This is a genomic window from Novosphingobium sp. Gsoil 351, assembly GCF_009707465.1.
Classification (GTDB): Bacteria; Pseudomonadota; Alphaproteobacteria; order Sphingomonadales; family Sphingomonadaceae; genus Novosphingobium.
Window position 1 is genome coordinate 1,956,825 of the sequence record NZ_CP046120.1, and the last position, 14,045, is coordinate 1,970,869.

General features: G+C 66.9%; 5 protein-coding genes. 3 read left to right on the forward strand and 2 right to left on the reverse strand.

Going from position 1 to position 14,045, the window contains the following annotated elements; translation table 11 throughout:
* Window positions 1-56 precede the first annotated feature (56 nt).
* The 3 genes from glpX (at window position 57) to GKE62_RS09420 (ending at window position 4,924) form a co-directional block, all read left to right on the forward strand.
* Window positions 57-1,064 (forward strand): class II fructose-bisphosphatase, encoded by a 1,008-nt coding sequence (gene glpX, locus GKE62_RS09410; protein WP_230206608.1) that lies wholly within the window; start codon window positions 57-59, stop codon window positions 1,062-1,064.
* 366 nt (window positions 1,065-1,430) lie between these two features.
* Window positions 1,431-2,918 (forward strand): ATPase domain-containing protein, encoded by a 1,488-nt coding sequence (locus tag GKE62_RS09415; RefSeq protein WP_195908329.1) that lies wholly within the window; start codon window positions 1,431-1,433, stop codon window positions 2,916-2,918.
* On the forward strand, window positions 2,915-4,924 hold the full coding sequence (locus GKE62_RS09420) for a response regulator (protein ID WP_154692021.1): 2,010 nt from the start codon (window positions 2,915-2,917) through the stop codon (window positions 4,922-4,924). Before GKE62_RS09415 ends, GKE62_RS09420 begins: the two co-directional genes overlap by 4 nt.
* Before the next feature lie 146 nt (window positions 4,925-5,070).
* Here GKE62_RS09420 and rpoC read toward each other — a convergent pair whose 3' ends face one another.
* Window positions 5,071-9,378, reverse strand: a complete 4,308-nt coding sequence (gene rpoC / locus GKE62_RS09425; RefSeq protein ID WP_154692022.1) for a DNA-directed RNA polymerase subunit beta' — start codon at window positions 9,376-9,378, stop codon at window positions 5,071-5,073.
* A 137-nt stretch (window positions 9,379-9,515) separates the two neighbouring features.
* Complete coding sequence (gene rpoB / locus GKE62_RS09430; protein WP_154692023.1) at window positions 9,516-13,688, reverse strand: DNA-directed RNA polymerase subunit beta; 4,173 nt, start codon at window positions 13,686-13,688, stop codon at window positions 9,516-9,518.
* Window positions 13,689-14,045: the final 357 nt, after the last annotated feature.

The window sequence follows — 14,045 nt, forward strand, 5'->3', positions numbered from 1 at the left end:
GCTCTTTAGGGCACGCGCACTCACTCCCCTTCCCCGCTGAACTGGAATTGAACGTCATGGCGAACAACGCCCCCGCGCCCACCCCGATGGCGACCCGGCCGAGCGCCCTGCTCGACCGCGTGCTGGTGCTGGAAATGGTGCGCGTGACCGAGGCGGCGGCGATCTCCGCCTCGCGCCTGATCGGGCGCGGCGACGAGAAGGCCGCCGACGCCGCCGCGGTCGAGGCGATGCGCGCCGCGCTCAACGAGCTCGACATGGACGGCACCGTGGTGATCGGCGAGGGCGAGCGCGATGAGGCGCCGATGCTCTATATCGGCGAGAAGGTGGGCAGCGCGCAGGGCACCGGCCCCAAGATCGACATCGCGCTCGATCCGCTGGAAGGCACCACGATCACCGCCAAGGCCGGGCCCAACGCGCTGGCGGTGCTGGCGATCGCCGAGGAGGGCAACCTGCTCAACGCCCCCGACGTCTATATGGACAAGCTGGCGGTCGGCCCCGGCTATCCCGCCGGGGTGATCGACCTCGACCGCACGGTGGGCGAGAACGTCGCCGCGGTGGCCGCGGCCAAGGGGGTCGAGCCCAACGAGCTGATCGTCTGCGTGCTCGACCGCCCGCGCCATGGCGCCCTGATCGCCGAGCTGCGCGCGATCGGCTGCGGGATCGCGCTGATCCCCGATGGCGACGTCGCCGGGGTGATCGCCACCACCGACGAATCGACGGGGATCGACCTCTACATGGGATCGGGCGGGGCGCCGGAGGGCGTACTCGCCGCCGCCGCGCTGCGCTGCGTGGGCGGGCAGTTCAAGGGCCGCCTGCTGTTCCGCAACGAGGACGAGAAGGCGCGCGCGCGCAAGTGGGGGATCGCCGACCTCAATCGCCAGTACGATCTTACCGAGCTGGCCAAGGGCGACTGCATCTTCGCCGCCACCGGGGTCACCGACGGCTCGCTGCTGAAGGGCGTCAAGCGGCTTAAGGGCGGGACGATGACCACCGAGAGCGTCGTCATGCGCGCGAGCAGCGGCACCGTGCGCTGGGTCAGGGGCGAACACCGCAAGCCACGCTAAACCGAGCGGCCGAAGCGCGCCTTGGACCACTTGGACCACAGTCCAGGGGTAAAAAAACCGACCTTCGGGACATGCGCCTGCGGAGCGGGCGAAAAGGGTGTTCGTCGGCCTAGGATCGGGTCTGCGGCGCATTGCCGATCGCGCGAGCAAATGAAATCCAACTTTGCAATGTGCGCGCACCGCGAGCCACGCCAGCAGCGCGGCCCCGACGCTCGGCTTGGAACGAGTTCCCCGTAGCGGGGTTTGTTTCGACAATGTCCGGGTCGCATCCGTCGACGGCGCTGCCGCGCCCCTTTCCGCAGCCGCGCAGAGCGCGCCGCTGGCGCCGGGGAGAGCGTCGATTTGAGCATTGAAAGTACTGACGAAATGAACAACGCGGGCAACAACGCCGCGACCGGAATCGAGGGACTCGACGACATCCTAAGGGGCGGACTCTCGCGAAGCCGCGTGTTCCTGCTCGAAGGCAGCCCCGGGACCGGCAAGACCACGATCGCCACCCAGTTCCTCCGCGATGGCGCAGCGAACGGCGAGCGCACGCTCTACATCACCCTGTCCGAGACCGAGGACGAGCTGCGCAACAGCGCGGGCTCGCACGGTTGGTCGCTCGAAGGGATCGAGGTCTACGAGCTGGTCCCGCCCGAAAACCTGCTCGACGACGACCAGCAGCAGAGCCTGCTCTATTCGTCCGACCTCGAGCTGGGCGAGACGACCAAGCGGATCTTCGAGGCCTTCGAACGGGTCAAGCCCGACCGCGTGGTGCTCGACAGCCTGTCCGAGATCCGCCTGCTCGCGCAAAGCTCGTTGCGTTACCGGCGGCAGATTCTCGCGCTCAAACACTACTTCGCGCGCCAGAACGCGACCGTTCTGATGCTCGACGATCTCACCACCGAAATCAACGACCGCACCGTGCACAGCGTCGCCCACGGGGTGCTGCTGCTGGAGGAGATGGCGCGCGATTACGGTGCCGAACGCCGCCGGATGCGCGTGATCAAGTATCGCGGCCGCCGGTTTCGCGGTGGCTACCACGACTTCTGCATTAAGACCGGCGGGGTCGAAGTCTACCCGCGGCTGGTTTCTTCGGAACACCGCGCCCAGTTCGTCCGCGAGACGGTGCCGAGCCAATCCCGCGAGCTCGACGCGCTGCTGGGCGGCGGGATCGAACGCGGCACCAGCATCCTGATCCTGGGGCCTTCGGGCACGGGCAAGTCGCTGCTCGCGCTCACTTTCGTGGTCGGAGCCGCCGCGCGCGGCGAGCGCTCGGCGATGTTCGTCTTCGACGAGGAGCTCGGATTGCTCAAGGAACGGGCCAAGGGTCTGGGCATCGATCTCGACGCGCTGGTGGCGGCGGGCAACCTTACCCTGGAACAGGTCGATGCGGCGGAGATGACCCCGGGCGAGTTCTCGCAGCGGGTGCGTCAATGCGTGGAGGTCCACGGCGCGCGCACTGTCGTCATCGACAGCCTCAACGGCTTTCAGGCGGCGATGCCCGAGGAAAACGCGCTGATCCTGCACATGCACGAGCTGCTCCAGTTCCTCAACCGTCAGGGGGCGACAACCTTCCTGACCGTCGCCCAGCACGGTCTGGTCGGCGACATGAAATCTCCGGTCGACGTCACCTATCTGGCCGACACGGTCATCCTGCTGCGCTACTTCGAGGCGCTGGGCCGGGTTCGCCGGGCGGTGTCGGTGGTCAAGAAGCGGACCGGCGCGCACGAGGACACGATCCGCGAATTCCGCATCGGGGCGCGCGGCTTCGATCTCGGCCGGCCGTTGACGGGCTTCCAGGGCGTTCTGCGTGGCGTGCCCACCCTGATCGACGCCGGCGAGGCGCTGCTGTCCGAAACGGGCGAGTGATTCCCGCCTTTTCCGAACGGGCGCTGATCCTGGCTCCCCATGGCCGCGACGCGACGATCGCCGCGGGGATGCTGCGTGAAACCGGCATCGACACCGTCGCCTGCACCGATGTCGCATCGCTGATCCGGGGACTGCGCCAAGGGGCGGGCTTCGCGGTGATCACCGAGGAAGCGCTGCTCTCGCCGGACTTACGCGAGCTCAGCGCGTGGCTCGACGAGCAGGCCGAATGGTCGGACTTCCCGTTCGTGCTGCTGACCGTGCGCGGCGGCGGGCTGGAGCGCAATCCCGCGGCCGGGCGCTATCTCGAGACACTAGGCAACGTCACCTTCCTCGAGCGGCCGTTCCACCCGACCACGCTGGTCAGCCTGGCGCGCGCGGCGATCCGCGGCCGCCGCCGCCAATACGAGGCGCGCGCGCGGCTGCTCGCGCTGCGCGAGAGCGAAACCCGCTATCGCACGCTGTTCGACACGATGGACGAGGGCTTTTGCGTCATCCGCTTCCTCGACGGACCGCATGGCAAGCTGAGCGACTATTTGCATATCGAAGCGAACGCCGCCTACGAACGCCATGCCGGGATCGCCAACGTGGTGGGCCAATACGTGCGCCAGATGGTGCCCGACGAAGCCGATGGCTGGGTCGAGCTTTACCGTCAGGTCCTGCTCACCGGCGAGCCGATACGCTTCGAGCGCGAGCTTGAGGCGACCGCGCGGCATCTCGAGCTCGCGGCGTTCCGGATCGAGCCCGCGAGCCGCCGCGAAGTGGCGGTGATCTTCCAGGACGTCACCAACCGCCGCCGCGCCGAAATCGCGCTGCGCGATCTCAACGCCACGCTGGAGCGCCGGGTGGAGGACGCGGTGGCCGAGCGCGAGGCGGCGACCGTGCAACTGCGCGAGGCGCAGAAGCTGGAGACGCTGGGCCAGCTCACCGGCGGGCTGGCGCACGACATGAACAACCTGCTGTCGCCGATCATGAGCACGCTCGACATGCTGGAACGGCGCTATGGCGGCAGCGACGCGGGGACCGCGCGGGCGCTCGACCGGGCGATCCGCTCGGCCGAGCGCGCCAAGACGCTGGTCAGCCGGATGCTCGGGTTCGCCCGGCGCCAGACGCTCGAGACCACCGCGGTCGATCTCGCCCGGTTGATGGACGGGATGCACGAGCTGATCGCCAGCTCGGTGGGCGCCACGATCGGGATCGAGACGCGGATCGCGCCATCGCTGCCTGCGGTGCTGGCCGACGCGAACCAGCTCGAACTGGCGATCCTCAACTTGTGCATCAACGCCAAGGACGCGATGCCCGGTGGCGGCCGCGTGACGGTCGAGGCCGCGCTGGCCCCGGCGCCGCCGCCAACGCTCGCGCCGGCGCCCGGCGGCTACGTCCTGCTGCAGGTCAGCGATACCGGTTGGGGCATGGACGAGGCGACTCTGGCCAAGGCGATCGAACCGTTCTTCTCGACCAAGGAGATCGGCAAGGGCACCGGGCTGGGACTGAGCATGGTCCACGGGTTCGCCAACCAATCGGGTGGCGCGTTCATCCTGAACAGCCGCGTCGGCGAGGGTACCCGGGCCGAGCTGTACCTGCCGGTGGCCTCCACCCCGGCGGCGGCGGTAACGGTCCCGCACCCGCCCCAAACTCCCGCGGCGGCGGGCCGGACGGTGTTGCTGGTGGACGACGAAATCCTGGTGCGGATGGGCACCGCCGACATGCTCGAAGACCTCGGCCACACCGTGATCGAGGCCTCGAACGGCGCCGACGCGCTCGAGCTTCTCGCGGCGAATCCGCAAATCGAGGCGGTCGTGACCGACTTCACGATGCCCAAGATGACCGGCGCCCAGCTCGCCAAGCTGATCCGCCAGGAGCACGGCGAACTCCCTATCCTGCTCGTCACCGGCTATGCCGCGGGCGACCTCGATCTGGCCCTGCCGCAACTGACCAAGCCGTTCCGCCAGACCGATCTGGCCGAAGCGCTGGCGGGGCTGTGGAGCGTGGGCGCGATCGACGCCTGACTGGAGGCAGATTGTCTAGGCCGCTCGTGTCGAGCGGATCAGATGATTTGCACGGCGTTCCAGCGACAAAAAACCCCGCCGGATCGCTCCGGCGGGGTCTTTGGTACTCTCGCCCTCGCCCCTGAAAAGGGCGAGGATAGGACGGCTTACTCGGCCTCGCCCTCGCCGATGTGAGCGGCGTCGCCATCGGCCAGCAGGTAGTCGCCGGCGTCGGCATCGGTGCCGTGGGTCTCGCCCTCGACCATCGCCAGCACGTCGTCGCCGATCGCCGCTTCCGGACCCTGGGCGAGTTCGGCGGCGTGCTCTTCGGCCGCCGTCGCGGGCGCGATCAGGCTTTCCTGGAGCTTGCGGTAGGCGGCGCGCAGCGCGGCGTCGCGGCTGGTCGCCGCCACGCGCATGCGGTTCATCCCCGCACCCGTGCCCGCCGGGATCAGGCGCCCGACGATCACGTTCTCCTTGAGCCCGATCAGGCTGTCGGTCTTGCCTTCGACCGCGGCCTGGGTGAGAACGCGGGTGGTCTCCTGGAACGAAGCCGCCGAGATGAAGCTGCGCGTCTGCAGGCTCGCCTTGGTGATGCCCAGCAACACCGGCTTGCCCTCGGCGGGCTTCTGGCCCTTGGTCAGCTTGGCGTTGTACTCGTTCATTTCCTCGTAATCGAGCTGCTCGCCGGCCAGCAGCGTGGTGTCGCCGCCGTCGGTGATCTCGACCTTCTGGAGCATCTGGCGGACGATCACCTCGATGTGCTTGTCGTTGATCTTCACGCCCTGGAGCCGGTAGACTTCCTGGATCTCGGCCACGAGGAACTCGGCCAGCGCCTCGACCCCCATGACTTCGAGGATGTCGTGCGGATCGGGCGAGCCCGAGATCAGGTTGTCGCCCTTCTTGACGAAATCGCCTTCCTGGACGTCGATCACGCGGCTCTTGGGGATCAGGTACTCGACCGGATCGCCCTCTTCCGGGACGATCGCGATCTTGCGCTTGGCCTTGTAGTCGCGGACGAACTCGATCCGGCCGGCGACCTTGGCGATGATCGAGTTGTCCTTGGGCTTGCGCGCCTCGAACAGCTCGGCAACGCGCGGCAGACCGCCGGTGATGTCGCGGGTCTTGGCGGCTTCGCGGCTGGCGCGGGCGAGCACGTCGCCGGCCGAGACCTGCTGGCCGTCCTCGACCGACAAGGTCGTGCCCGGCGCCATCATGAAGCGCGCGCTCTCGCCCGAATCCTCGTCGTGCAGGGTCAGACGGGGACGGTAGTCCTCCTTCTTGGCCCGGCCGATGCCGCGATTCTCGGTGACGACGCGCTGGGCGATGCCGGTGGCTTCGTCGACCTGCTCGGTGAGCGTGCGGCCGTCGATCAGGTCCTGATAGCGGATCGTGCCGGCCTTGTCGGTGATCACCGGGGTGGTGAACGGATCCCACTCGGCGACGCGCTCGCCCAGCGCGACTTTGGCGCCGTTCTCCTGGAGGAGATGCGTGCCATAGGGGACGCGGTGGAGCGCGCGCTCGCGGCCCTCGTTGTCCATCACCACGATCTCGCCGTTGCGGGCCAGGCTGAGCCGCCGGCCGCGCTTGTCGATGATCGTCGGGATGTCGCGGTGGACTATGGTGCCGTCCGCAATGGCTTCGAGGTGGCTGGTCTCGTTGACCTGCGCCGCGCCGCCGATGTGGAAGGTCCGCATCGTCAGCTGCGTGCCCGGCTCACCGATCGACTGCGCGGCGATGATCCCCACAGCCTCGCCGATGTTGACCGGGGTGCCGCGGGCGAGATCGCGCCCGTAGCACTTGCCGCACACGCCCTGCTCGGCGGCGCAAACCAGCGGCGAGCGAATCCGCGCGCCCTGGATGCCCGCGGCCTCGATCTTGAGGATCGCGGCTTCGTCGAGCAACTGGCCGTCCTTGGCGATGACTTCGCCCGACTTCGAATCGACCAGATCCTCGGCCAGCGTGCGGCCCAGGATGCGCTCGCCGAGCGAGGCGATGGTAGTTCCGCCCTGAACGATCGCGCGCATCTCGAGCGCGCGCTCGGTCCCGCAATCCTCGACGACGACGACGCAATCCTGCGACACGTCGACCAGGCGGCGGGTGAGGTAGCCCGAGTTGGCGGTCTTCAGCGCGGTGTCCGCGAGGCCCTTGCGGGCGCCGTGCGTCGAGTTGAAGTATTCAAGGACGGTCAGGCCTTCCTTGAAGTTCGAGATGATCGGGGTCTCGATGATCTCGCCCGAAGGCTTGGCCATCAGCCCGCGCATGCCCGCAAGCTGCTTCATCTGCGTCGGCGAACCGCGCGCGCCCGAATGGCTCATCATGTAGATCGAGTTGACCGGCTTCTGGCGGCCCTTCTCGTCCTTCGGCGTGGCCTTGATCTCGTCCATCATCGCGTCGGCGACCTTGTCGCCGCAGCGGCTCCAGGCGTCGATCACCTTGTTGTACTTTTCCTGCTGGGTGATCAGGCCGTCCTGATACTGCTGCTCGTAATCGGCGACGAGCGCCTTGGTCTCACCCACGAGCTCGACCTTGCTGTCGGGGATGATCATGTCGTCCTTGCCGAAGCTGATCCCCGCCTTGAACGCGTTGCGGAAGCCCAGCGTCATGATCGCGTCGGCGAACAGGACGGTGTCCTTCTGCCCGGTGTGGCGATAGACCTGGTCGATGACGTCGCCGATCTCCTTCTTGGTGAGGAGGCGGTTGACGACGTCGAACGGCACGGTGTGGCTCTGCGGCAGGCATTCGCCCAGCAGCATCCGTCCCGGGGTCGTCTCGAAGCGGCGCATGTACTGCTGCCCCTTCTCGTCGGTCTGCGGCACGCGCGCGACGATCTTGGAGTGCAGCGTCACCGCCCCCGCGGCGAGCGCGTGGTGCACTTCGGCCATATCGGACATCATCATGCCCTCGCCCGGCTCACCCTCGCGGTCCATCGACAGGTAGTACAGCCCCAGGACCATGTCCTGCGACGGCACGATGATCGGCTTGCCGTTGGCGGGGCTGAGGATGTTGTTGGTCGACATCATCAGCACGCGCGCTTCGAGCTGGGCTTCGAGGCTCAGCGGCACGTGGACCGCCATCTGGTCGCCGTCGAAGTCGGCGTTGAACGCCGAGCAGACCAGCGGGTGGAGCTGGATCGCCTTGCCTTCGATCAGCACCGGCTCGAACGCCTGGATGCCCAGGCGGTGGAGCGTGGGGGCGCGGTTGAGCATCACGGGATGCTCGCGGATCACCTCGTCGAGGATGTCCCAGACTTCCTTGCGCTCCTTTTCGACCCACTTCTTGGCCTGCTTGAGCGTCATCGACAGGCCCTTGGCGTCGAGCCGGGCGTAGATGAACGGCTTGAACAGCTCGAGCGCCATCTTCTTGGGCAGGCCGCACTGGTGCAGCTTGAGTTCGGGCCCGGTGACGATCACCGAACGCCCCGAATAGTCGACGCGCTTGCCGAGCAGGTTCTGGCGGAAGCGGCCCTGCTTGCCCTTGAGCATGTCGGACAGCGACTTGAGCGGACGCTTGTTGGCGCCGGTGATCACGCGGCCGCGGCGGCCGTTGTCGAACAACGCGTCCACCGCTTCCTGGAGCATGCGCTTTTCGTTGCGGACGATGATGTCCGGCGCGCGCAGCTCGATCAGGCGCTTCAACCGGTTGTTGCGGTTGATCACGCGGCGGTACAGATCGTTGAGATCCGAGGTCGCGAAGCGGCCGCCATCGAGCGGCACCAGCGGGCGCAGTTCGGGCGGGATGACCGGAACGACGTCGAGGATCATCCATTCGGGCTTGTTGCCCGAATCGATGAAGCTTTCGACGACCTTCAGTCGCTTGATGATCTTCTTGGGCTTGAGCTCGGACTTGGTGGTCCGCAGGTCTTCCATCAGGTCGTCGCGTTCCTGGACGAGGTCGAGGCTCATCAGCATGTGCTTGACCGCCTCGGCGCCGATCCCGGCGCTGAACGCGTCCTCGCCGTACTCGTCCTGCGCATCGAGCAGTTCGTCCTCGGTGAGCAGCTGGTAGCGCTCGAGCGGGGTCAGGCCCGGCTCGATCACGACGTAGCTCTCGAAGTAGAGGATCCGCTCGAGCTGCTTGAGCTGCATGTCGAGGAGGAGGCCGATCCGCGACGGCAGCGACTTGAGGAACCAGATGTGCGCGACCGGCGCGGCGAGCTCGATGTGGCCCATCCGCTCACGGCGGACCTTGGTGACCGTGACCTCGACGCCGCACTTTTCGCAGACGACGCCCTTGTACTTCATGCGCTTGTACTTGCCGCACAGGCACTCGTAGTCCTTCACCGGCCCGAAGATGCGGGCGCAAAACAGCCCGTCGCGCTCGGGCTTGAAGGTCCGGTAGTTGATCGTCTCGGGCTTCTTGATCTCGCCGAAGGACCACGAGCGGATGCGCTCGGGCGAGGCCAGACCGATCTGGATCTGGTCGAAGGTCTCGGGCTTGGCCACCGGGTTGGTGAATTTGGTCAGGTCGTTCATTTTTCGGTCCTCTTAAGCCCTCTCCCCTTCAGGGGAGAGGGTTGGGAGAGGGGGCTGTCCCCCTTGATCTCGGCGCATTGAAGAGAGCGGACATTCCCCTCTCCCCGACCCTCTCCCTGAACGGGAGAGGGAGATTCCTACTCCGCCGCCTGCGGCCACTCGTCTTCCTCGCTCGTATCGATCGAGGAGAGTTCGACGTTGAGGCCGAGGCTGCGCATTTCCTTGACGAGCACGTTGAAGCTCTCGGGGATGCCGGCCTCGAAGGTGTCGTCGCCCTTGACGATCGCCTCGTAGACCTTGGTCCGCCCGATCACGTCGTCCGACTTGACCGTGAGCATTTCCTGCAGCGTGTATGCCGCGCCGTAGGCCTGGAGCGCCCAGACCTCCATTTCGCCGAAGCGCTGGCCGCCGAACTGGGCCTTGCCGCCCAGCGGCTGCTGGGTGACCAGCGAGTACGGCCCGATCGAACGCGCGTGGATCTTGTCGTCGACCAGGTGGTGCAGCTTGAGCATGTAGATGTAGCCCACGGTCACCTTGCGGTCGAACGCGTCGCCGGTACGCCCGTCGTAGAGCGTGACCTGGCCCGACGGATCGAGGCCTGCCTTGACCAGCATCGCCGAGACATCCGCCTCGCGCGCGCCGTCGAAGACCGGGGTGCCCATCGGCACGCCGTTCTTGAGCAGCTCGGCCATGTCGACGATCTCGGACGGGGTCCGCGCGTCGATCTGGTCGTGGTACCGCTCGCCGTAGATGTCCTTGAGCCGGTCGACCAGGGCCGAGGGCGGCGCCGCCGCCTCGGGGTTCGGATTGGCGTCGCGCCATTCCTGCAACGCCGCGGTGATCTGCTGGCCGAGACCGCGCGCGGCCCAGCCCAGATGCGTCTCGAAGATCTGCCCGACGTTCATGCGCGAAGGCACGCCCAGCGGGTTGAGCACGACGTCCACCGGGGTCCCGTCCTCTAGGAACGGCATGTCCTCGGCGGGGAGGATGCGCGAAATGACACCCTTGTTGCCGTGGCGCCCGGCCATCTTGTCGCCCGGCTGGAGCTTGCGCTTCACCGCCACGAACACCTTGACCATCTTGAGCACGCCCGGCGCCAGCTCGTCGCCGCGCTCAAGCTTCTCGCGGCGGTCCTCGAACTTGGCGTTGATGACCTTGATCGCCTCGTCGTACTGGAGGCGGACGGCCTCGAGCTGGGTTTGGCGGGCATCGTCGGCGACCGCGAACTTCCACCATTCGTGGCGCTCGACTTCGCCGAGGACGGCCTCGTCGATGACCTGGCCCTTCTTGGCAGCCTTCGGCCCGGCCGCGACGACCTGCCCGACGAGCATCTCGCGCAGGCGGTTGTAGGTCGCGCGATTGAGGATGTTGCGCTCGTCCTCGCTATCCTTCTTGAGGCGTTCGATTTCCTCGTTCTGGATTGCGCGGGTACGGTCGTCGATTTCGATGCCGTGGCGGTTGAACACCCGGACCTCGACGATCGTCCCGGAAACCCCCGGCGGCAGCTTGAGCGAAGTGTCGCGCACGTCGCTGGCCTTCTCGCCGAAGATCGCGCGGAGCAGCTTTTCTTCCGGCGTCATCGGCGATTCGCCCTTGGGGGTGATCTTGCCGACGAGGATGTCGCCCGGGTGCACTTCGGCGCCAATGTAGACGATCCCCGCCTCGTCGAGGTTGCGCAAGGCTTCCTCGCCGACGTTGGGAATGTCGCGGGTGATGTCCTCCGGCCCCAACTTCGTGTCGCGGGCCATGACCTCGAATTCCTCGATGTGGATCGAGGTGAACACGTCGTCCTTGACGATGCGCTCGGAGATCAGGATCGAATCCTCGTAGTTGTAGCCGTTCCACGGCATGAACGCGACGAGGCTGTTGCGGCCCAGCGCCAGTTCGCCCAGCTCGGTCGAGGGACCGTCGGCGAGGATGTCGCCGGCTTCGACCACTTCACCGACCTTCACCAGCGGGCGCTGGTTGATGCAGGTGTTCTGGTTCGAACGCTGGAACTTCTGGAGCGTGTAGATGTCGACGCCCGACTTGCCGGGCTCGATGTCACCCGAGGCGCGGATCACGATGCGGGTGGCATCGACCTGGTCGACGATCCCGCCGCGCAGCGCGCCGATCGCCGCGCCCGAATCGCGCGCGACGGTTTCTTCCATGCCGGTGCCGACGAACGGCGCTTCGGCGCGAACCAGCGGCACCGCCTGGCGCTGCATGTTCGAGCCCATCAGCGCGCGGTTGGCGTCGTCGTTCTCGAGGAACGGGATCAGCGAGGCGGCGACCGAGACGAGCTGCTTGGGCGAAACGTCCATCAGCGTCACGTTGTCGCGCGGCGCCATCACGAACTCGCCGCTGTCGCGCGCCGAGATCAGATCCTCGACGAAGCGGCCGTCGGCGTCGGTTTCGGCCGAGGCCTGCGCGACGACGTGCTTCTGCTCTTCCATCGCGGAGAGATAGACGACGTCCGAGCTGACCTTGCTGTTCGAAACCTTTCGGTACGGGGTTTCGATGAAGCCGTACTTGTTGACCCGCGCGAACGTGCTGAGCGAGTTGATCAGGCCGATGTTCGGGCCTTCGGGCGTCTCGATCGGGCAGATCCGGCCGTAGTGGGTCGGGTGAACGTCGCGGACTTCGAAGCCCGCGCGCTCGCGCGTCAAGCCGCCCGGCCCGAGCGCCGAGACGCGGCGCTTGTGGGTGACTTCCGAAAGCGGGTTGGTCTGGTCCATGAACTGCGAAAGCTGGCTCGAACCGAAGAACTCGCGCACCGCGGCGACCGCGGGCTTGGCGTTGATCAGGTCGTTGGGCATCACCGTCGAGACGTCGACGCTGCTCATCCGCTCCTTGACCGCGCGCTCCATGCGCAGCAGCCCGACGCGGTACTGGTTCTCGAGCAGCTCGCCGACCGAACGCACGCGGCGGTTGCCGAGGTTGTCGATGTCGTCGACTTCGCCCTTGCCGTCCTTGAGATCGACCAGTTCCTTGACCACGCTGAGGATGTCCTCGGTGCGCAGCGTGGTGATCGTGTCCTCGACTTCGAGGCCGAGGCGCATGTTGAGCTTGACCCGGCCGACCGCGGACAGGTCGTAGCGGTCGGGATCGAAGAACAGACCGGCGAACAGCGCATCGGCGGTTTCGCGCGTCGGCGGCTCGCCGGGGCGCATCACGCGGTAGATGTCGGCCAGCGCCTGGTCGCGATCCTCGGCCTTGTCGGCCTTCATCGTGTTGCGGATCCACGGCCCCGTGTTGTTGTCGACGTCGAGCAGGACGAGGCGATCGACGCCCGCCTTGTCGAGCGCCTCGAGGTTCTCGGGGCCGACTTCGTCGCCCGCCTCGATCCAGATCCGCCCGGTCGATTCGTCGATCAGGTCGTGCGCGGCATAGCGCGCGAAGATTTCCTCGGTCGGGATCAGCAGCTCCTTGAGCCCGTCCTTCTCGGCCTTGCTTGCCATCCGCGGGGTGATCTTGGTGCCCTCGGCGAAGACGACCTCGCCGCTGGTCCCGTCGATGATGTCGAAGGTCGGCTTCTGGCCGCGCCATTGCTCGGCCACGTAAGGCAGCCGCCAGCCCGCTTCGGCGCGGACCCAGGTGACCTTGTTGTAGAAGTAATCCAGGATCTGCTCGTTATCGAGCCCCAGCGCGTGGAGCAGCGCGGTGACCGGAAGCTTGCGCTTGCGGTCGATCCGGACGTTGACGATGTCCTTGGCGTCGAATTCGAAATCGAGCCACGAGCCGCGGTACGGGATGACCCGCGCGGCGAACAGGTACTTGCCCGAAGAGTGCGTCTTGCCGCGATCGTGGTCGAACAGCACGCCCGGCGAACGGTGCATCTGCGAAACGATCACGCGCTCGGTGCCGTTGATGACGAAGGTGCCGTTCTCCGTCATCAGGGGCATGTCGCCCATGTAGACGTCCTGCTCCTTGATATCGACGAGGCTCTTGGTCTCGGTGTCGTGATCGACCTCGAAGGTGGCGAGCGTCAGCGTGACCTTCATCGGCGCGGCGTAAGTGATCCCGCGCTGGCGGCACTCGGTGACGTCGTACTTGGGCGGCTCGAGCATGTAGCCGCCGTCCTTCTTGATATCCAGGCTGGCGGTGCCGGCGAAGTCGGTGATCGGGAACACGCTGCGCAGCGTCTTCTCCAGCCCCGAGACGTAGCCCGTGGCGGGGTCGGACCGGAGGAACTGCTCGTAGCTTTCGCGCTGCACCTCGATCAGGTTGGGCATCGCGATGACTTCGTGGATGTCGCCGAAGATCTTGCGGATGCGCTTCTTGGCGGAGCTGCGGCTCGCCGAAACCGGCGTGGTGGGCTGGGTGGCCATGAGGGGGTCTGCGCCTCTTCAAAGGGCCGGACGAGAGGTCCGGCGAAAATCGTTCCGTCACGCGGGCGGACCATCCGACGCAAAAACGGCTGCGAGGCACACGGCACCCCTTCCGAGGACCGGGCCTGCAGCCATCGCGTCGTATGAGGCCTGGGCTTCCTTCCGTGGCGGCCCCTCGCGAATGGGTCCGCCTTGCTCGAAACACGCAAGCGAAGCGGGCATATAGGCGGCACGCAGGCGGGTGTCAAACGGTCGTCAGGACGCGCGAATCGGGCCGCAGACTGCCACGCGCCAAACCCCGCGCCGTGTAACCCGTCGCCGATTTCAGGGCGCGGCGCCGCCGCAGCGCGGGGAATT